Origin of the sequence: Thermomicrobium sp. 4228-Ro (genome assembly GCF_026241205.1) — a bacterium.
Classification (GTDB): domain Bacteria; phylum Chloroflexota; class Chloroflexia; order Thermomicrobiales; family Thermomicrobiaceae; genus Thermomicrobium.
On record NZ_JAPFQM010000001.1, the window covers coordinates 784,543 to 804,971 of the forward strand.

The 20,429-nt window shown below is 66.3% G+C and carries 19 protein-coding genes and 1 tRNA gene; 6 read left to right on the plus strand and 14 right to left on the minus strand.

Annotated features, from left to right (window positions below; translation table 11 throughout):
• Positions 1-7: 7 nt before the first annotated feature.
• The 5 genes from OO015_RS03915 to OO015_RS03935 form a co-directional block, all read right to left on the minus strand.
• On the minus strand, positions 8-2,539 hold the full coding sequence (locus OO015_RS03915) for a heavy metal translocating P-type ATPase (protein WP_265939924.1): 2,532 nt from the start codon (positions 2,537-2,539) through the stop codon (positions 8-10).
• Between the two features lie 20 nt (positions 2,540-2,559).
• Positions 2,560-2,871, minus strand: a complete 312-nt coding sequence (locus tag OO015_RS03920; protein WP_265939925.1) for a metal-sensitive transcriptional regulator — start codon at positions 2,869-2,871, stop codon at positions 2,560-2,562.
• A 141-nt stretch (positions 2,872-3,012) separates the two neighbouring features.
• Positions 3,013-3,993, minus strand: a complete 981-nt coding sequence (locus OO015_RS03925) for a CapA family protein (RefSeq protein ID WP_265939926.1) — start codon at positions 3,991-3,993, stop codon at positions 3,013-3,015.
• 14 nt (positions 3,994-4,007) lie between these two features.
• Positions 4,008-5,339, minus strand: a complete 1,332-nt coding sequence (locus tag OO015_RS03930; RefSeq protein WP_265939927.1) for an NHL domain-containing thioredoxin family protein — start codon at positions 5,337-5,339, stop codon at positions 4,008-4,010.
• Positions 5,340-5,366: 27 nt separating this feature from the next.
• Positions 5,367-5,510, minus strand: a complete 144-nt coding sequence (locus tag OO015_RS03935; RefSeq protein WP_265939928.1) for a hypothetical protein — start codon at positions 5,508-5,510, stop codon at positions 5,367-5,369.
• A 372-nt stretch (positions 5,511-5,882) separates the two neighbouring features.
• Here OO015_RS03935 and OO015_RS03940 point away from each other — a divergent pair, with 372 nt between their 5' ends.
• Entirely contained in the window at positions 5,883-7,301 is a 1,419-nt protein-coding gene (locus tag OO015_RS03940) for an aspartate aminotransferase family protein (RefSeq protein ID WP_265939929.1), read from the plus strand.
• An 81-nt stretch (positions 7,302-7,382) separates the two neighbouring features.
• Here the strand turns inward: OO015_RS03940 and OO015_RS03945 are convergent, their stop codons facing one another.
• From OO015_RS03945 to OO015_RS03970, 6 genes are all read right to left on the minus strand, one after another.
• Positions 7,383-7,634 (minus strand): 4Fe-4S dicluster domain-containing protein, encoded by a 252-nt coding sequence (locus OO015_RS03945; protein WP_015922371.1) that lies wholly within the window; start codon positions 7,632-7,634, stop codon positions 7,383-7,385.
• A 134-nt stretch (positions 7,635-7,768) separates the two neighbouring features.
• The gene (locus tag OO015_RS03950; RefSeq protein ID WP_265939930.1) at positions 7,769-7,978 is read right to left on the minus strand and encodes a hypothetical protein; all 210 of its coding nucleotides are present in this window, start codon (positions 7,976-7,978) and stop codon (positions 7,769-7,771) included.
• Between the two features lie 110 nt (positions 7,979-8,088).
• Positions 8,089-8,409 (minus strand): 50S ribosomal protein L31, encoded by a 321-nt coding sequence (gene rpmE / locus OO015_RS14160; RefSeq protein WP_416236565.1) that lies wholly within the window; start codon positions 8,407-8,409, stop codon positions 8,089-8,091.
• Positions 8,406-8,705, minus strand: a complete 300-nt coding sequence (rpmA, locus tag OO015_RS03960; protein ID WP_265939931.1) for a 50S ribosomal protein L27 — start codon at positions 8,703-8,705, stop codon at positions 8,406-8,408. Before rpmA ends, rpmE begins: the two co-directional genes overlap by 4 nt.
• A gap of 18 nt (positions 8,706-8,723) precedes the next feature.
• A complete protein-coding gene (gene rplU, locus OO015_RS03965) occupies positions 8,724-9,047 on the minus strand; it encodes a 50S ribosomal protein L21 (RefSeq protein ID WP_265939932.1) in 324 nt (107 codons plus the stop codon).
• 174 nt (positions 9,048-9,221) lie between these two features.
• Positions 9,222-10,748: an Nramp family divalent metal transporter gene (locus tag OO015_RS03970; protein WP_265939933.1), complete on the minus strand. Its 1,527-nt coding sequence runs from the start codon at positions 10,746-10,748 to the stop codon at positions 9,222-9,224.
• A gap of 370 nt (positions 10,749-11,118) precedes the next feature.
• Here OO015_RS03970 and argF point away from each other — a divergent pair, with 370 nt between their 5' ends.
• A complete protein-coding gene (gene argF / locus OO015_RS03975) occupies positions 11,119-12,084 on the plus strand; it encodes an ornithine carbamoyltransferase (protein WP_265939934.1) in 966 nt (321 codons plus the stop codon).
• Positions 12,085-12,144: 60 nt separating this feature from the next.
• The gene (locus tag OO015_RS03980) at positions 12,145-12,495 is read left to right on the plus strand and encodes a hypothetical protein (protein WP_265939935.1); all 351 of its coding nucleotides are present in this window, start codon (positions 12,145-12,147) and stop codon (positions 12,493-12,495) included.
• A gap of 273 nt (positions 12,496-12,768) precedes the next feature.
• Here the strand turns inward: OO015_RS03980 and OO015_RS03985 are convergent.
• Positions 12,769-12,853 (minus strand) — tRNA-Tyr (locus OO015_RS03985).
• Between the two features lie 336 nt (positions 12,854-13,189).
• Here OO015_RS03985 and OO015_RS03990 point away from each other — a divergent pair.
• Positions 13,190-14,416 carry an MFS transporter gene (locus OO015_RS03990; protein WP_265939936.1) on the plus strand — a complete coding sequence of 409 codons (1,227 nt, stop codon included), beginning with the start codon at positions 13,190-13,192 and terminating at the stop codon, positions 14,414-14,416.
• 101 nt (positions 14,417-14,517) lie between these two features.
• Here OO015_RS03990 and OO015_RS03995 read toward each other — a convergent pair whose 3' ends face one another.
• Positions 14,518-14,994, minus strand: coding sequence for an Hsp20/alpha crystallin family protein (locus OO015_RS03995; RefSeq protein WP_265939937.1), 477 nt, complete (start codon positions 14,992-14,994; stop codon positions 14,518-14,520).
• Between the two features lie 152 nt (positions 14,995-15,146).
• A complete protein-coding gene (locus OO015_RS04000) occupies positions 15,147-17,861 on the minus strand; it encodes a hypothetical protein (RefSeq protein WP_265939938.1) in 2,715 nt (904 codons plus the stop codon).
• A 68-nt stretch (positions 17,862-17,929) separates the two neighbouring features.
• On the opposite strand from OO015_RS04000, the gene rodA reads away from it, so the two are divergent.
• Positions 17,930-19,072: a rod shape-determining protein RodA gene (gene rodA, locus OO015_RS04005; protein ID WP_265939939.1), complete on the plus strand. Its 1,143-nt coding sequence runs from the start codon at positions 17,930-17,932 to the stop codon at positions 19,070-19,072.
• Between the two features lie 108 nt (positions 19,073-19,180).
• The gene (hemW, locus tag OO015_RS04010) at positions 19,181-20,386 is read left to right on the plus strand and encodes a radical SAM family heme chaperone HemW (RefSeq protein WP_265939940.1); all 1,206 of its coding nucleotides are present in this window, start codon (positions 19,181-19,183) and stop codon (positions 20,384-20,386) included.
• Positions 20,387-20,429 lie beyond the last annotated feature (43 nt).

Genomic DNA, 20,429 nt, shown 5'->3' on the forward strand with positions numbered 1-20,429 from the left:
CCGGCGCTCACTGCACCCCAGCTGGCTGCGTCCGGCCACTAGCTGGTACCACGCCCGCCGCGTCTCCGGCCGCCACCGAGGGCCGGAAGCGCCGCAGCCGCAGCGAGTTCGAGACGACGAAGACCGAACTCATCGCCATCGCGAGACCCGCCAGCATCGGGTTGAGGAGGCCGAGCGCCGCGACCGGGATGAGGACGGTATTGTAGGCGAACGCCCAGAACAGGTTCCAGCGGATCGTCGCCAGTGTCCGGTGCGCGAGCTCGAGTGCAGCGAGCACGCCGCGCAAGTCCGGTCGTACGAGCACCACGTCTCCTGCCTCCAGCGCGACGTCCGTCCCGCTCCCCATCGCGATTCCGACATCCGCCGCTGCCAGCGCCGGCGCGTCGTTGATCCCGTCACCGACCATGGCGACGACCTCGCCCGCTTCCTGCAAGGAACGGACGACGCTCGCCTTCTGGTCGGGCAAGACTTCGGCGCGGACGTCGTCGATGCCGACGGCACGGGCGACGGACTGCGCGGTCGTCGCGTTGTCGCCGGTCATCAGCACCACGCGCAGGCCTCGGGTCCGCAGCGCCTCCACCACGGCCCGCGCCTCCGGGCGAGGTCGATCGGCCAGCGCGATGAGGCCGGCGACCACACCGTCGACCGCCACAGCCACGACGGTCTTCCCCTCGCGCTCCAACTCCGCGGCACGGTTGACGACTGGCTCCAACGCCACACCACGCCCGGTGAGGAAACGCGCGGTCCCGACCAGCACCGTGCGGCCAGCGACGACCGCCTCCACCCCGCCACCCGGCACCGCCTGGAACCGCTCGACCGGCAGAAGCGTGCCTGCGGCAGCCTCGACGATCGCTCGGGCGAGCGGATGCTCGCTGCGCGACTCGGCTGCAGCCGCGAGCGCGAGAAGGTCAGCGCGCTCCCAACCGGTGAGTGGCACGATATCCGTCACACTCGGGCGCCCTACCGTGACCGTCCCGGTCTTGTCGAAAACGAAGGTCGTCAGCCGCTCCATGCGCTCGAAGACGTCCGCCCGCTTGACGAGGATCCCCAGCTCGGCACCACGGCCCGTCCCGACCATGACCGCCGTCGGGGTCGCGAGTCCCATCGCGCAGGGGCACGCGATCACCAGCACCGCGACGGCTGGCAAGAGCCCACGCAGCGGATCACCGGTCGCCAGCCACCAGGCGGCGAACGTGACGAGCGCCACCGCGATGACGGCCTGCACGAAGACGCTCGCGACCCGGTCGACCAGCGACTGGATCGGTGCCTTCGAGCCCTGCGCCTGTTGTACGAGACGGACGATCTGGGCCAGTACCGTCGCTTGCCCGACCGCCGTCGCTTGCAGGACGAACGCACCGGTCGTGTTGAGCGTCCCGCCCCAGACGCGGTCGCCCGGCCCCTTCTCGACCGGCACGCTCTCGCCGGTCAGCATGCTCTCGTCGACAGCCGAGTGTCCCTCGACGACCACACCGTCGACCGGTATCCGCTCACCTGGCCGCACGATGACGAGGTCGCCTGGCAGCACCGCGCTGAGCGGGATCTCCTGCTCGACACCACCGCGCCGGACGCGCGCTGTCTTCGGCTGGAGACCCAGCAGGCGGCGCACTGCCGCCGAGGTCTGTCCGCGAGCCCGTCCTTCGAGATAGCGACCGAGCAGGATCGCCGCGATCACGACCGCCGCGACATCGTAGTAATAGTGCGTGCTGTGCAGGTGCGGCGAGAGCCAGGCCTGCAGCGTGCTGGCGAGAGACGAGAAGAAGGCGGCGCTCGTCCCGAGGCTCACCAGCGTATCCATCGTGAACTGCCGGTGCCGGAGGTTGCGCAACGCCGCGAGGTGGAAGCGCCGGCCGAACCAGCCCCAGACGGGCACAGTCAACCCGAGCAGGAGCAGCCCCGACCACGGCGAGGCCGGCAAGAACATGTTCAGCACGACGACCGGTACGGCGAAGAGCCAGGCCAGGAACACCTCGCGCCGCAAGCGGGCGAGCTCGGCAGCCCGGCGCTGCTCCGCTTCGTCACGCTCCACTTCCAGGCCCGCCGCGTGACGTTCCACAACGTGTGCGCGGTACCCTGCTTCCTCCACAGCGTGGAGGAGCGCGTCGAGGCTGGCGACCCGCGGGTCGTACCGCACCAGTGCCTGCTCCGTCGCCAGGTTGACACTCGCCTCGGCGACACCGGGGACACGGGTCAACGCCCGTTCGACCCGTCGGACGCACGAGGCGCAGGTCATCCCCTCGATCGCGAGCTCGACTGTCGCCTCGTTTTCCGGCTCCGCGACGGTCTCGAGCCCGAGCGGTCGCGCCTGATAGCCGGCCCGCTCGATGGCCGCGGCGAGTTCCTCGACCGCGATGTCCGGCCGCGCGAGCGTCACGCGCGCTTCCTCGGTCGCCAGGTTCACGTCTGCCGCAACGACGCCCGGGACAGTAGCCAGCGCACGCTCGACGCGGCGGACGCACGAAGCACAGGTCATCCCCGCGATCGCCAGGCGGACGACCGGCCCCGTCTCCGTCGTCTGTCCATGCTGCTTCGTCTCGCTCATCGTCATGCGCACTCGTCCTCTCACCCGACGCTCCGGGTGAAGCGCTCGATCGCCTCGGTCAGCTCCTGGATCGCTGCTTCCTTGTCCTCGGCATTCAGGACACAGCCGCGAATGTGGTCTTCCAGGAGCACCAGCCCGACGCTCCGCGCTGCCGCGATCACCGAGGACAGCTGGATCAGGATGTCGACACAGTAGCGATCTTCTTCGACCATGCGGATGATGCCGCGCACCTGCCCCTCCATCCGGCGCAGGCGCGCGAGAATCCGCTCCTTGTCCGCGCGGTAGGAATCGACCCGCCGCTCGCAACCCGTCTCGTCCACTCGCTCGTCCATCGCACCCTCCAGATACCCCTCCCGGGTATGCAGGGCAAGCATACACCAGCTGGCTTCGCTCGGCAAGACCGGACGCAGTGTGGCGTTGCCTGGACTGACAGCTCTCCGGGAAGCCACGCGATGGACCACCGAGAGCCGTGCTCAGGGGAAGACGCGCAGCCCTTCGGGAACGAAAGCGGAACGGGTGCCAAGTTCAGCGCACAGCCTGCGCATCCGTTCGCACTGGCGAGCTGCCCGGAGCGGATCGGAGCGGCGAGCCTGGAAGTCGGCGATGACGGTGGGAACCAGCACGAATTCCACGAGCGTCCTGCCTTCGAGCATCGCGACGAACACGAACGACTCGTCGTTGCGCTCCACCTCGTCGACGGCATAGTCGTCGACGAAATCGCCGCAGCTGTAGAGAATGGCACCGCCGAGATAGAACTCGATACCACGCGTCACGTGCGCACTGTGCCCGTACACGATCCGCGCACCGGCAGCGATGAGCGCTCGCCCGGCACGGACGTGTTCCGGTAACGGCCGTTCACCCCAGTTCGGTCCCCAGTGGTAGGAGACGATGACGAGGTCATGCGTCGCGGCAGCCTCCTCGACGATCGCCAGCAGCACCTGGAAACGCCCGTCGGCCAGGTCACAGGGAGCGAAGAAGATGCCCGGCTCCGTCGGGCTCGCTTCCCAACCCGGCTCGTTGTCCGTTACCGCGACGAACGCACAGCGCAAGCCCGCAAGAGTCAAGGTGGCTGGACGACACGCGTCGTCCAGGTTGCGCCCCGCGCCCGCATGCGCGATTCCAGCTGCATCGAGCGTCTCGAGCAGGTCGCGCAGCGCATCGTCACCGAAGTCGAGCACGTGGTTGTTGGCGAGCGAGAGGGCGGTGATCCGGGCGGCCTGCAAGACTGCGACGTTCTTGCGGTCGCTCCGGAAGACGAAGCGCTTGCCCGGCCACGGCTCACCCCGGTCGGAGAGGACACACTCCAGGTTGGCGAAACACGCATCGGCTCCCCTCAGGACAGGGAGAACGTCGCCCCAGATGGAGGCTGGGGGCCGAGTCCGTAGGACACGGTTGACGAGCCGCCCCAGCATCACGTCACCTATGAAGGCGATACGGTAACGACTACTGGACATCGCGCACGACTCGATCAGTGCGCTGGCGGACCCAGGCCCCGCAGCTCGAGCGTCGCGACCGTCCCACTCGCTCGATCGACGACCCGCACCGCATGGTTGTTCGTATCTGCGATGTAGACAGCATCTCCTGCGACAGCCAACCCGCTCGGTTCCCAGAAGCGGGCACGGTCGGCCGGCCCGTCCTCGTGGCCCGGCTGACCGTCACCGAGCCAGGAACGGCAGACGCGGGTCGCCGGGTCGAGTCGCTTGACCTTGTGGTTGTAGGTATCGGCCACCAGGAGCTCGCTTCCCGTCCAGGCGACGTCGAGCGGGTGCTGCAGACGCACCTCGTCACCAGCCCCGTCACGATCGCCGAAATCGAAGAGTCCTGTGCCGACGAGCCGCCCGACCTTGGGATTCACGGCACCCGGCAGGTCGACAGTCCGCACCGCACTCGCCTCCGGGCAAGCGACGTACAGCACGCGCCCGTCGCTCGACAGCCCGGAGGGCTGGGCGAACCAGGCCCGCTCCAGCGGGCCTCCCTGGATACCCTCCATCCCCGAACCAGCGTACGGTTGGAGGAGACCGCTCGCCAGGTCGAGCACCCAGATCTGATGACTCCCGGCCATGGCGATGAAGAGCAGCCCCTCGCGATACCAGAGTGCCCAGGGGGAGCGGAGGTCGAGCTGACGTGCCGGCCCCGCCTGCGGATAGCTGTGGCCGAGCCGTCCGGTTCCCGCGACCGTCTCGACCGTCTCGCGTTGGAAGTCGATGCGCCGGATCGCGTGGTTCCCACGGTCAGCCACGTAAGCCACCTCGCCCACCATGACGACGCCCTGCGGTTCGCAAAAGCGGGCTGCCTCGAAGCGACCGTCGCGGAGTCCCGGTGTCCCGTCACCGATGAGCCCTGTCACCGTCCCGTCGAGCCGGGCGAGCACCAGCCGGTGGTGCCCGCTGTCGCTGACGACGAGGAGGTCACGGCCCGGTTCGGCGGCCAGCTTGCCCGGAAACGCCAGGGGTGTCCTGGGTCGCGGCTCGGGCGCAAGCCACTCGGGCAGCCCTGCCAGTGCGACGCCAGCTCGCTCGAGCAAGCGTCCGACGGCACGCACGAGACTTTCGGCCGGAATCTCTCCCTCGTGCACGCCGAGAATATGCCCGTCAGGGCCGACGAAGACGAGCGTCGGCCAGGCACGGACAGCATAGGTGCGCCAGAGACGCAGCTCGGGATCGTGCACGACCGGATGCGTGATCGCTTCGCGGAGGACGGCCTGGCGGACGTTCGCTGCTTCTCGCTCGTTCGGAAACTTGGGTGAGTGCACCCCGATGACGATCACCTGGTGGGGATAGCGTTCCTCGACCGCCCGCAACGCGGGCAGGACGTGCAGGCAGTTGATTCAACAGTAGGTCCAGAAGTCGAGGATCACCAGCCGCCCGGCGAGGTCGGCGAGCCGGAGCGGCCGCTGCACGTTGAACCAGACGAGTCCAGGTGGGAATTCTGGAGCATGGACTGGCCCGTAGGGATCATTCCAGCGCTGCACGGAAGCCTCCTCGAGACGAAACGAACTCGAACGCATCCAATCGTAACCCGGAGCCTGGATCAGGGGAGTGCCGAGCGACGCATCAGCTTCTCGGACAACACACCGCCTGTGGTTATCCGCACACCCCATTCGATCACCTGAGGAACAGAGCTCTCGAACGCTTGGCTACGAAACTCGCCGAACCGTACCGTTCTTCGCGCTCGGTTTCCCGTTTCGGCCCCTTGACAGCCCCCCGGGGGACTCGCTTAGACTCCAGACGTGCGGTCCACTCGTGACGGTGCCCCACCGTCTCACCCACCGTCAGGTCGGATACGCCCGGGCGTGGCTGCCCCCGTCACTGCGCAGCCATCGGCGCGAAACTGGAGGGACTGTATGAGTACCGATCTTTTGGTGGGCGATGCGTATTTCGCCCGCAGCCGGCAGCTGTTCGAGCGGATCAGCCGCACGATCGCCGGTGGCGAAAGCTCCTATGCACGACTCAAGAAGGGTCTCGAGCTCTGCTTCGACCACGGTGAAGGTTCGCACTTCTGGGACGTCGACGGTCACGAGTACATCGACTACTCCCTCGGCTACGGCCCGCTGATCTTCGGTCACAAACCGCGCCGCGTGATCCAGGCCGTCCTCGAAGCGATCGAACGCTACGGGACCATCTCGACCTTCCCGTACGAACTCGATGCCGAAGTCGGCGAGCTGTTCACCGAACTGGTACCAGGAGTCGATCTCCTGCGGTTCGCCAACTCCGGTACCGAGGCGACGATGGCAGCAGCTCGCCTGGCACGTGCCTATACCGGTCGACCGAAGATCGTCCAGATGGAGGGAGCGTATCACGGCTGGGCCGACACGCACTTCTGGTCGAGCCACCCCGACGTCTGGCGCCCACAGCTCCGACCGTATAGCCCGCGTCCGATCCCCGGTTCGCGCGGTATCCCCGAGGTCTACGGGGAGGCGCTCCTGATCGCCCAGTACAACGACCGTGCGAGCCTCGAGCGCCTGTTCGCCGAGCACGGCGAGGAGATCGCGGCTGTCCTCGTCGAGCCCGTGCAGTGCAACTCGGGTGTGATCCTCCCTGAGCCGGGGTATCTCGAGTTCCTGCGGGAGATCACGCGGGCCTACGGTGCGCTGCTCATCTTCGACGAAGTGATCACCGGTTTCCGGCTCGCTCCCGGTGGAGCACAAGAGCGTCTGGGCGTGATCCCCGACATCGCGACCTATGCCAAGGCACTCGGTGCTGGCTTCCCGATCGCCGCTTTCGGCGGCTCACAGGAAGTCATGCAGCTCGAGGCCACGAACCAGGTCATGCATGGCGGTACTTACACCGCCAACGTCGTCGCGCTGGCGGCAGCCCGCGCCGTGCTCAGCGAGATGAAGACCCGGCGGGAGGAGCTGTGGGCCGTCCTCGACGGGTTCGGCGAGCGCGTGCGCGAGGGACTCCGGGAAGCCTGCGAGGCAGCTGGACTGCGCTGCATCGTCCAGGGCATCGGGCCGGTCTGGCACATCTTCTTCGCCAAGCCGGATGCGCCGGCGCTCGACCGGATCCGGAACTACCGCGAAGCGCACGCCTACGCGAGCATCGACATCTACGACCGGTTCAACCGGGCGATGCTCAAGCGTGGCGTCTACTTCCATCCGTATCACCTCGAGCGCTGGTTCATCTCGACCGCGCACAGCGAGGCGGACGTGCAAGCGACGCTCGAGGCAGCATACGAGGCAGCGCTCGAAGTTGCACGCTCGCTCCGTGAACAGCCGGTCGCCGATCCAACGAACCTGGCGATGCCGGGTATCGCCCAGTAAGACGCCCGGTGAGCGGTGTGCTAACGGAAGGCGGGCGAGGGTCCTCGCCCGCCTTCGTTCTTATCCGCGTCGGCACTCCGACTAGACGCGCTGCTTCTGGAAGTACTCGCGGTTCTTCTGGAGGTAATGCCGCCACTGCTCGGGGAGGTCGTCTTCGAAATAAATCGCCTCGACCGGACAGACCTCAGCACAGACGCCGCAGTCGATGCACTCGTCCGGGTTGATGAAATACTGCTCCGCCTCGGGATCCGACTTGATGCAGTCGACCGGGCACACTTCGACGCAGGACGCGTCCTTCACCCCGATGCAGGGTTCAGCGATCACGTACGTCATCCGCTTCCTCCCTCAGCTTCACCGGCGCCCTCGCCGGTACTCGCTAACCGCCGTTGGTTGCGTTGCCAGTATACACACCGACCGGGAATCGAAAAGCGGGGCGCCTCATGCGCCCCGCGCCGTTCCGCGCTGCGTCAGCGCGGGATCGCGCCCCGCGAGTAGAGCCACTTCACGAAGCGCAGTCGATGCCACTGCTTCCGGGAATCCATGTATTCGATGTAGGGATACATGTCCCGCAGCTCGCGCAGCCGAGCGATCTGCTCAGGCGTGAACCCGAGCTGCTCGAGGCGCAGCAACTCGGCCTGCTCTTCGGGGCGCGGCGTCAATGCCTTCGAACCGGTCATGACCGCCTCCCTCAGTTCACGCGCCCCTCTGGGCGGTGTCGCGACGTATCCGATCCAGAAGATCGGACAGTCCGCACCGCAAGTATAGCATGCCGCAGCTCGCCGCAGAATCAGCCCTCGCCGCCCTCGGAAGCCTCGACCGACTCTTCTCCTGCCTCCTCGACGAGCAAGGCACGGCGCTCCAACCGCTTGCGTCGCCGCTCCTCGCGCTTCTTCCGCGGCTGCGCCTGCGCCTTCTCGAGACGACGCATGAACCGCTCGACCTGCCCGGCCGTGTCCACGATCTTCTGCTCACCCGTGAAGAACGGATGGCAGTTCGGGCACAACTCAATCCGCAATACCGGCTTGGTCGAGCCCGTCGTCCAGGTATTCCCGCAGGTACAGATCACCGTCGCCTGCGGGTAGTATTCCGGATGAATTCCTTTCTTCATGCTCCGACACCCCCAGCAGCTGCCGGCAGGGTCCGCCCGACTAGCTCGGGGTAGACACTGACGCGCCGCTTGTCTCGCGAGATCGGCTCGAACTTCACGTAGCCATCGATCAAGGCGAAGAGCGTAAAATCACGCCCTATCCCGACATTCCGCCCCGGGCGGAAGACCGTCCCGCGCTGGCGAACCAAGATGCTGCCCGCCCGCACGAATTGACCATCGAAACGTTTGACGCCGAGGCGCTTCGCGTGACTGTCACGCCCGTTCCGTGTCGAGCCGCCGCCCTTCTTGTGTGCCATCGTTCACCCCCTCTGTGCTCACGAGACCGCGCCGGCCTCGATCGCCTCCACCTGCAAGCGGGTATAGCGCTGCCGATGCCCCGTCTTGCGGCGATAGCGCGTCTTCGGCTTCATCTTGAAGACGATCAGCTTCGGCCCTTTGACCTGGTCGAGCACCCGCGCCACCACGCGCGCTCCCGGCACGGTCGGCGTGCCCACCGTCACCGCGCCGTCCTGCTCGACCAGCAGGACGTCTTCGAGCGTCACTGACTGCCCCGGCTCGACTGGGAGCTTCTCGACTTCGATGATATCGCCGACGCGCACTCGGTACTGCTTACTTCCGCTGCGGACGACCGCGTACACGTCACTTCCTTCCCCGGATCGCAGGTCATACGCATCGATCGTGGGTTACACACCCACAGATGGTAAGCCTAGCGCGAACGCGTCACGCCGTCAAACCGAGATACCTTTGTGCCCCGAGCGAAACCGGCCCGGGATCGCGGTGATCCCAGGCCGGAACGTCCTGACCGCTCCGACTCAGAACCGCACCAAGGGCTGGTCGAAGATCTGCACCCACAGGAAGTTGACGAAGAAGAACCCGAAGAACACCGTGTTCGCCACCAGGATCACGTAGGACCACCACCGCAGTCGTGCCGGCTGTGGCAGACGTCGGTTCAAGTACATCAGCAGGAACGGGAAGACGAGCGCGCCGAGATTCGACATGTTCGCCGAGATGAGAATGAGTTCCGTGGGCAGAGCCTGGAAGATCAGGAAACTGATCACCGCGAGAAGCACCAGCATGAACGGGTAGTAGAAGCGACGCGGGTCACCGGCGATCGCACGCCGGAAGGCCGGGCTCAATCCATACAGTGCATCCGACATGTTGCGAACCAAGGACTCGAAGATACCCAGCTGGGTACTGAACAGGATGAAGAACCCGACGATGAGCGCCCAGGTGTAGAGGAACCCTCCGTATTCACGGCCGAGCACGTCGGCTGCGAAGGTGGGCATCGTCGCGCGGGTCGGTTTCTCGATGCCGGGCAGATTGACCAGGTGATACACGAGCAGCGTCGTCAAGTACATACCGAGAATCGCGCCACCGAAGAAGACCACCCACTGGTCGAGCAGGAGGAGCCGGAACCAGCGCTTCCACCGTCGCTCGTTCTCAGGCGTGTGCGGGAATGTCACACCACTCGACAAGACCTCTTCTTGCTTCCCACCGACGAGGCCAGCGATGAAGCCGACGCGCGCACCCATCCCGTAGCCATGGTCACGGTAGTAGTTCATGTTGTACCAGTTGAGGCCCGACGCCAGTGCGGTGTACCCGGCAAGACCTCCGAGGAGTGTCGCATCGACTCCCGAAGGCGGCAGGGCTGGTGTGAGAAGACCACGCAGCGCTTCCCACCATGTATCGAAAGGCACGATCACCAGGTTCACGATCAGCAGCGTCACGAGGATGAACCCGACCACCACCCAGTTGACGAGCTCGAGCGTCCGCGCGATCTTGCGACCGAACAGCACCAGCAAGAACACCACGGCCATCAAGAGCACGGCCAGCCAACGCGCCGCCGTCCGTTCACCCGGCTGGTCGACCAAGTTCCCCGTCAGCAAGACGTAAAGCCCCTCGCCGGCCCCGGCAGCCCAGCCACCCCAGATGTTCGCGAAGTAGACCATGAGCAAGGCGACCGGCACCCACAGCCACCAGCCCGGCGGCACCCGCGCCCAGCCTAGCACCGGCACCTCGCCGGTCGCCATGATGTAGCGCGTGATCTCGACATTGTAAAAGGTCTGGAGCAGCGCCGAAAGGAGAATCACCCAGCCGATGCCGACGAACCCGTACTGCGAGACCGCGAGCGGCCCCAGCAACCATTCGCCCGAGCCGATGGAGAGACCGAGCGCGATCAGGCTCGGGCCGATCACCAGCGTGATCACCTCTTTGACCCCGATGCGGGGGACTTTGAACACCTCTTCTGGTTCCGGCAGATCCACCAGCGGAAGCGGTGGACGCCCGGTCCCGAGCTGTACCGCCTCCCGGACCGCACCACCATCACCGACCGTCTGCACGATCCCCTCCTTTCACTGGACACTACCTCCCCACGGTGAGCGACTCCGGGCGATGACGTCCGGCTAGGTTCTCGCACGCATCGAGTCGTTCTCTCGCAAAGACTCCTGTCGAGTGCGTGTTCTTCGGTTCATCAGGACATCTTCAATCTAACGGACGTCCTTCTCCGTGTCAAGCTCCCGCGTCGAGTCTCGTGCCAACGATCGCTTGACACGCGAAGCGGCTTGTGCGATAGTGGCAGCGATGATGTGGAGTCGTTGGAATTCTCTAGGAGGAAGGGACAGTGCACCTCCGCATGAGGCACAGGTCCAGGTCGAGGTCTCACGGATCCGTCCGCGGCTGGATCGTGTGCTGCATGACGAGGAGGATGCCATGGCTGTCCCGGTTGTCCGCAAGCAGTTCCATCTGCTGACCGACGACGATCTCTCCCCTGAGCAAGCGGTCGCACTGATCGATTTCGCCGCCCAGCTCAAGGCCCAGCACCGTGCCGGCGAACCGCACCATCACCTCTTGCGCGGCAAGACCCTCGCCATGATCTTCCAGAAGCCTTCAACCCGGACACGCGTCGCCTTCGAGGCTGGCATGGCCCAGCTCGGTGGCCACGCGCTCTACCTCTCGACCAACGACCTCCAGCTCGGGCGCGGCGAAACGATCGCCGACACCGCGCGCGTCCTCTCGCGCTATGTCGACGCGATCATGGCGCGTGTTTTCCGCCATATCGACGTCGTCGAATTGGCGACGCACGCGACAGTTCCCGTGATCAATGGTCTCTCCGACCTGGCACACCCCACCCAGGGACTGGCTGACATGTTGACGATCAAAGAGCGGTTCGGCGGTTGGAGCGGCCGCGTGCTCGCCTACCTCGGCTGCGCGAACAACATGGCGCACTCGCTCGCGCTTTCCGGTGCCCTCGTCGGACTCTCGGTCCGGATCGCCACCCCACCGAGCTGTCGCCCCGACCCGGAAATCGTCGAGCGCGCGCGCACGATCGGTGCCCGCACCGGTGCGACGATCGAACTTCTGAGCGACCCGTTCGAAGCCGTTCGGGACGTCGACATCGTCTACACCGATGTCTGGGTCTCGATGGGGCAGAATGTCCCGGAGGAGACGCTCCGGGAACTGGAAGCCTACCGCGTGACACCGGCGCTGATGGCCGTAGCGGCACCGCACGCGATCTTCATGCATTGTCTCCCGATGTTCCGTGGGCAAGAGGTGACGGCTGAGGTCGCCGACGGGCCACAATCAGTGATCTACGACCAGGCCGAGAACCGCTTGCACCTGCACAAAGCGCTCTTGGTCGAGCTTCTCAGCGATGCTGGCCCGGGCGTTCTCCGATGACGGAGAGGGACTCCCAGAGCTGTCCGACCTTTCCAGGCGAGTCTTCGGGAGGGAACGACCATGACCGGCACCACTGGTGCACCAGTACAGCTTCCGCGCGAGATCGCCGGATGGGAATGCCTGTGGGAAACGAGCGCGAACCGGCTCGAGCTGGCAGCACGTCGCATCGACCGGCGCGCTGCGACGATCGGCCAGGCACTGGCCGGGCGGGTCATTGTCCAGCGGGACGGTGTAGGCTGGGCGGTCGAAGCACGCCTCTGGATCCTCGAAGATCCAGCCGAGCACCAGCGTCTCCGAGTCCGGCGCGGGCACGTCTCGACTCCGGGTGAATTGCATGACCTTCTCGTCGACGCTGGTCTCCCGAGGGAGCTGGCCATCTCCATCGGTGAGGCAGTCACAGCCCTCCGGTAGTACCGGCGTCTCACAACGCGAGTGGCGAACACCACACCAACGGCATGCTGCAGGGGATCCGGCTGGCGATCCGTCTCGACAAAGGAAGCGCAACGGCACGCTCGCGATCGACCGTCGCGGAACACCGGGTCGGCTCGGCGAGGACACACGACACAAGACAGCAACGACCGGGCGAGTAGGAGTACTCGCCCGGTCGTCTTCCGTTCTCGCGCTTCCCTTGCGCCGCAAGTGACCGCTGCCCGTGTGTACCTCGCAGGGGGGATCGAGAGCAGGTGGGGAGAGAGGGATTCGAACCCCCGACGCGCAACAGCGCACCGATTTTACAGACCGGCCCCTTGAACCACTCGGGCATCTCCCCACGACATGGACCCCTCACGGACCTACGTCGACAAGTGTATCACGGTTATTCTGTCAAGTTCAACCGACCTCAGTGACCCGCGCTTACCCTCATCGAGGCTGACCTGCCCCTTCGCAGAGCGCGCAAGAGCGACGGTGGATGGCACCGGGCACCGCCCTACCACCACCGAACCCGTGTTGACCTGGAAACGAAGCACAGGCAGCGAGCCTGGCAATGCACGGACCCTGTCACGCGAACGGCACGAACGCACCGGGCCGTCAGTCGGTTGCCAACCGACCGATCGCTTGCATTCGCTCCGACTGGGTGCGACCATTCCACCGGAGTACGGGGGCTACGGTGCGCACGACGCGCGATCTCGTCCTGCCAGTCTATTTGCCGACCATCCTGCTCGCCTTCGGCCAGGGAGTCATGGTACCGGTGCTCCCGCTCTTCCTGCGCGAGCAGGGAGCGAGCTACTCCGTCACCGGGATCGCCATCGCAGCAGCTTGGGTCGGCACGCTCGTCGCCGACGTGCCGGTGGGCACGCTGCTGGGGCGTGTCGGACACCGGCGTGCCTTTCTCCTCGGTTGTGTCGTCTATGCCCTCGCGACGCTCGGTGTCGTGCTGGCCGGCACGCTCCCCCCGCTGCTCGTCCTCTTCCGTTTCGTCACTGGCGTCGGCATCGCGCTCTGGGGCCTTTCGCGTCACGCCTACCTCGCGACGGTCGTCCCGGTCGAGCAGCGCGGTCGCGCTATCGCCCTCTTCGGCGGCATCAACCGCATCGGTTGGTTCCTCGGACCAGCGCTCGGCGGCTGGGTCGGGACAGTTCTGGGACTCCAGTGGGCTATCGTGGTCACCGCCCTCGTCGCGCTCGTCGCGCTCGCGGTCGCTGGAGCCGCCTTCGAGCCGGTCGGCAATCCGACACCGAGCCATCACGCCCCGCTCGCAGCGGTCGGCGACGTCCTTCGGCTGCGCTGGCGAGCGCTGGCGAGCGCCGGCACCGCGCAACTCTTCGGCCAGATGCTGCGGCAAACCCGTCAGGTAGCGATCCCGCTCTACGGCGCCGATGCACTCGGGTTGAGCGCTGCTGCGATCGGCCAGATCATCAGTCTTTCGGCTTTGGTCGACATGGGACTCTTCTGGCCAGCCGGCTGGATCATGGACCGTTGGGGCCGCAAGGCAGCAGCGGTACCTTCGTTCCTGCTGCTCGGTCTCGGGATGGGGCTCGTCCCGCTGACCTCCAGCTATATCGAACTCCTGCTCGTCGGACTCTTGATCGGTTTCGCGAATGGGCTCGGCTCCGGAACGATGATGACGCTCGGGGCCGACCTCGCGCCGCCTGGTCGCACCGGCGAGTTTCTCGGTCTCTGGCGACTGATCGGCGACGGCGGGCAAGCGGTCGCTCCGCTGGCTGTCGGCTTCGTCGCCGACGCGGTCGGTATCGCGCTCACGGCTGGACTCTGCTCGGTGCTCGGCGTGCTTTCCGCCGGCATACTGGTCGCCCTCGTGCCGGAAACGCGCCACCTCCGCCACATCGAGCAGCCGAAAGTCGCAGCAGCGACTTCGCCATCACGCCATCGCTAGCCGACTGCCCCGTTCAGCAGCGAGCAGCATGTCTGTGCACAGCGAAAGCCCGGGCGGTGTGCCCGGGCTCCTCCAGGAGCTGGCAGGCGCGGGAGCTGCGATCAGCTCACCGAGCTGGCCAGCGCCTTCGGCTGCTGCACCGGGATCCGCTTGACGCGCGCCTCCGTGGTCTTCGGCAAGGTCAGCGTCAAGATCCCGTGCTCGACCTGCGCCTGGGCAGCCTCCGCATCGACCGGGACCGGCAGCGTCAGCGTCTCGCTGAACTCACCGTACCCGATCTCGCGGCGGTACCAAGTCGCGTGCTTCGCCGTCTCCTCGTCGAGCACGTAGCCGTACCGGCCACGGATCGTCAGCGTGTTCTGTTCGATGCTCACCTCGAGATCCTCCGGCTTCGCACCCGGCACGGCCACCTTGACCACGAGCGCTTCACCGTTGTCGAAGAGGTCGATCGCCGGCCGCAAGGTGAACGCCCGCGCCAAGATCGGTCGCGCCGTGCGACCGAAGGCCTCGCCCATCAGGCGATCCATCTCGTTCCAGAGTCGCTCGAACTCCGCGATCGGGCTCCACCGCTCCATCATGGCTCGCCTCCTTTCGCGTGGCTCCGAGTCACCCTGGTAACCGGTCGCCTCAGCACAATTTCCATGGATATATATAGCCGGTTGCACGATTCGTGTCAAGAGTCACAATCCGTCTTGAGTGAGAGTTCCTGCTCTCGTTCGGTGCAAGTGTCTCACGCCGAGGGGTCGAGCAACACCGGACGCCCCGCGTCACCCTCCTCGACCAGCACGAGGACACGGCCATCAGGAAGGCATGCAACTACCTGTGCAGCGTCGACGAGCGAGCGCACGCGCCCGTTCCACCCGTACCAGGCCACGGTCTGCCCCAGGCGGACGACGACACCGCGTCCCGCGTGCCTCAGGCAGAGTCCTCTCGCCGGTTCTCCCTCAGCCAACACGAGCGGGGAACCTTCGGCGAGGTCGAGCGCCACGACTCGATCCCCCGTGTCAGCGCCTTCGACCCGCAACCGGTAGACGAGTGTGATGCCATCGCTCGCGACCTCGACGGGGACGATGGCACGTTCCGCTCCCCGCACCCGGTGCCGCGCCAGCTCGCGCGCTGCCGCACCGTCTACTCCGAACGACTGCACCAGGAGTTCCACCGGTCCCTCTGAGGCACGCATCACCGGGATCATGACGACGAGCCGAGTCGGACTCACCCAGACGAGTACCGAGCCATCCTGAGCCACAGCGCAATCTCTGGTCTTCCAGCTCGCTCGCCACTCCGGACTCACCCTGTCCACCCGCTCGAACCACAGCTCCACCACACCCCGCGCCCGATCACAGGTCAGCAGAGCCAGCGCGATGCCCGTCGGGGACGGTGCGACGGCCAGATAGCGACGCTCCGGGTCCAGCCCGAAGTCGAGCGGATCGAGGTCGATCCGTCCCAATCGTTCCGGGACACGCCGGCCGAGAACGCCCTCAGGATCGAGATAGAGGACGACACGAGTCGGTCCGTCGGCCGCCTCCCGCACCCTGGTACCCGCCCCCGCCGGAGGGCCGACGGTGATCAGTGCCTCACCGCTGGGAAGCCAGGCCAGTTCGCCCAGCCCCGAGGGAAGCGCGTGCGTGCGCCCCTCTACCAGGTCCCGTACGACGAACGCGTCTTCGGCCGGGTCCCGATGGACGAGTACACCCCCTTGCGGTGCCGGAAGGTACGGCTCGCCGCCTGCTCCGTACTCCCGCAGCACTGACTCCAGCGCACCGACCGGGGGGACTGAACGCGCGACTTCCGAGACGTGGCCGACGAATCGCCATCGTCCGCTCACTGCGAGGAGCGGCTCGAGCCTGCCCTCCGACGAACGGTAGAGCACCGTTGTTTCCGGCAGAGACGGTCCCCACCGGGCATCACCCATCAGCGGTGGACGGAACAGGTCTCTCCCGCGACCGACCAGCAGGAACTCCGGACGTCCCTCAGGCGTCCACTCGATAGCAAGCGGTTCCAGTTCGTGCGGGAGCGTCCACAGGACTCGCACACCGCTGCGCCCGACACGCCAGAGTACCGTCTGACCAGGCGCACGGGTGACGAGCACCGGGGCGTGCACCCGGTCGCAGAACAACTCGATCGCCCCAGTCCCGTGCCACAGCAAGACTTCTTCTTCTTCGAACGCGACGAGCCGGGCCTCTCCGGAGTCCGAATGCCAGAGGATCAGCCACTGACCGTCGTCAAGCATGCAGAGGCCGAGAAGCGTCTCGCCAGGAGTACCAGGGGGCATTGTCTGCGCGGACACCGCACCGTCCTCCGCTCCGCCGATGACCTGCACGGCCCGACCGGTCGGTCCCTCTTCGGTGACCACGATCGTGCCAGGCCACGGCACGAGTACGTGCTGCAGGGCGAAACGCCCGAGCGGGTACATCCCGCTCGTCAGTACGTCCACGGCTTCGATCGTGGCCAGCCATCTATCCCCTTCGCGCTCCTCGGCTGATCCCGGAGATTCAGCCCGAACGAAGAGAAACCGGCGCGCATCGAGCCAGCCGATCGGGTAGTCGATCGCCAGGTCGTCGCGAAAACGCGTCTGCACCTGTACGATCTCCGCCGATCGGAGATCCAGAACCTCGAGTCGCACCAGTGCGGGGGCCAGTCCCGGCCAGTTCCACGCCACACGCGCGAGCCGCTGCCGATCGGGAGAAAGAAACACTTCGGTTTGGGCCAAACCCGTTGCCGGCAACAGCTCGCGCCAACTGCCGGTGGTGACATCCTGTGCGGCGACGCTGCCGTCATCGGCTACCATGAGCACCCAGCTGGAACCCGGCGCTCCCGCGCTCGAAGCTCCTTTCTGCTGACCGTGCTCCGGGAGTCGTCCGACGGTCCCAAGCGCGGGAAGGCAGAGGAGGAACAGGAGCCAGGCAATCCGCCACCGCAGGCGGACTCGCGGGTCCGGGTGGTCGCTGCCGCTCCCGACCGTCTGCGCGATTTCCGCGCGCAGACGTACATCGTCCCGCTGCCAGGCTTCTCGCACACCCCGGCAGGTGGGACACGTGGCGACGTGCGCCTGCCAGCTCGTGTCCGGTTCGTCTCCGGCAAGAGCGACACGACCGATCGTGCACGGTTCGGGAAGGCCACGCACTCGCCGCGCAGCCAGGAGCGTTTCCCACGCAGTCACGGTCTCGACACCGAGGCATCGGGCGATGCCAGCGAGGGGATAGCCGTTGGCCGCCAGTCCGAGCGCGAGTCGCTCCGGAACCGACCCTGGCTGAACCTGTTTTCGTCGCGATGCGATGAGCGTGAGGAGGACGAGCATCCAGCCGAGCGGTGTCAGCGTGGCGAGCCGATGCGCCACACGCCGCACGAGCCAGGTCGGCACGCGTCGCCCGACGGCCCAGCGCACCAGTGCCACAGCGGTGCCGGTGTCCGTTCCAACACGGAACGGAGCGTTCGCCCCTCGCACGATGCCACGCGTATACTCGGCTGGGAGCGCCGGTTCTCCCGAACGTCTCGTCGGAGGATAGCAGGCCGATGGGTCTCCTCGCCACCTCGCTCCGTGGGCACGAACGGCAGGCCAATCTGCGGAACTTCGACTGGGCGCTCCTCGTGACGGCGCTCGTCCTCTGTGGCTTCGGTCTCGTCGCCATCTGGAGTGCTGATGGCGCTGGTCCGATCGGAGCGGGAAGCCCTGTCGTCCGTCAAGCGATCGCTATCTTGCTCGGTCTCGCACTCATGGCCGCACTGAGCTGGGTCGACCCCCGGTACATCAAGGCCCTCGCCTGGGCGATCTACAGCATCGCGTTGGCCGGCCTCGTCGCGGTCGACCTCATCGGCGTGACGATCGGGGGTGCGCGGCGCTGGATCGATCTCGGCCCCATCACCATCCAGCCCTCGGAACCGGCCAAGCTCGCCGTCCTGATCGCGCTCGCCGCGTTCGTCGCCGATCGGGGGCCCGACATGCGCCGCTGGGTGAATTTCGTCATCGCCGGGGTGATCGTTCTGGTACCGATGGCGCTGGTCTACCAGCAGCCCGATCTAGGTACGGCCGGCTGTTTTGCCGCGATCTGGCTTGCAGTCATGCTCGTCAGCCCCGTTCGTCGATTGCACCTGTTGGCCGTCATCGCTGCCAGTCCACTGGTCGCGTTGTTCGCCTGGCACTTCGTGCTGCATGACTACATGCGCGACCGCTTACTCATCTCCTACCAGCCAGAGCGTGACTACTTCGGCGAAGGATTCAACATCATTCAGGCGCAGATCGCGATCGGAACCGGCGGGCTCCTCGGCAACGGACTCGCCGGAAGCCTGCAGAGTCAACTCGGACTCTTGCGCGTCCGGCACACCGACTTCATCTTCGCGCACGCCATGGGTATGGTCGGCTTCGTCGGTGGCGTCGCGCTGATCGCCGCCTACCTGCTCGTGCTCTGGCGCACCAGCCGAGTCGCACTCCTCGTCAACGACCTCTTCGGCCGGTCACTGGCGACGGGCGTCACAGCGCTGCTGTTCTTCCAAGCGTTCGTCAACATGGGAATGAACGTCGGTCTCCTGCCAGTTACGGGAGTTCCGTTACCCTTCATCAGTCTCGGCGGGAGTGCCATCTGGACGCAGTTCGCCGCGCTGGGCCTCGTCCAGGCCCTGTTGACGCACCGGCGACGCACCGCCTTCGGCCGCCACTGACGGTACGGGCCAGTACCTCGCAACCGTGCGTCCCCGTAACGGAGCAGGAACGAGACCTGTTCCAGTGCATGCTATCCTTTCGAGAACGATGATGCAGCGGAAGCCACGATGCTGACGGCTCTATCCGAAACACTGCCCCAGACCTCCGCACCGCAACCACGCGACGCGCCGTGGGGACTGTATATCCACATCCCGTTCTGCCGGCGCATCTGTCCCTACTGCGACTTCAATGTGTACGCGCGCCAGGAGCCGTTGATCCCGGCGTACCTTGCCGCTCTGACGCGCGAGCTGGAGCTGATCGCCGCACGCTGGGGACGTGGGCCCCTGCAGACGATCTACCTCGGCGGGGGCACTCCTTCCCTGCTGGAACCCGGGCAGATCGCCGCCGTGCTCGAGGCGATCGCCCGGACGTTCGACGTCCTCCCCGGAGCGGAAGTCTCTCTGGAAGCCAACCCGGAAACGGTGGACCGGAACAAGCTGGCTGGCTACCGCTCGGCCGGAGTCAACCGGCTGAGTATCGGTGTACAGACACTGGCTCCGCACGGTCTCAAAGTGCTCGGGCGAGCGCACCGGCCCGAGATGCCGGAGCGAGCGTTCCGTGCCGCGCGGGACGCCGGGTTCGAGAACGTCAACCTGGATCTCATCTCTGGCTGGCCTGGCCAGACACGAGCGGACTGGCTGCACGATCTGTCGACGGTTCTCTCCTGGGAGCCGGAGCACCTCTCGCTCTACGCGCTCACGATCGAACCGGGCACACCGTACGAGCGCGGCGTCCAGCGCGGTGTGCTCCGACCGCTCGACGACGATGCGGTGGCCGAGTTGGCCGAACTGGCCATGGATCTGCTCGCCCAGCGTGGGTACGAGCACTATGAGGTCTCCAACTGGGCGCGGGAACGCTCCTTCCGCTCGCGCCACAATCAGATTTACTGGCGGAACGGCTGGTACATCGGCGCCGGAGCCGGTGCGCACGGCTACCTCGGGGGGATCCGCATGGTGAACGAGCGGCTACCGGCCCGGTACATCGAGCGGGTCCGTGCCGGTGACCTCCCGGTTCGGGAGGAAGAACCGATCGATCCGCGAACCGAAGCGATCGAGACCATGATTTTGGGCATCCGCCTCGTGACCGATGGCATTTCGGCTCGCTCCTTCCACGAGCGGCATGGCCGCGACCTCTGGGAACTCTACCGGGCACCGATCGAGGAACTCCAGGACCTAGGCCTGGTCGAATGGGATGGGGAACAGCTCCGCCTGACTCGTCGAGGCATCCTGGTCGCCAACGAGGTCGCAGTCCGCTTCCTCGAGCCGCTGTGGTAGACTCAGGTAATTAACATCGACCGCGCGAGCGGAGGCAGGCGGC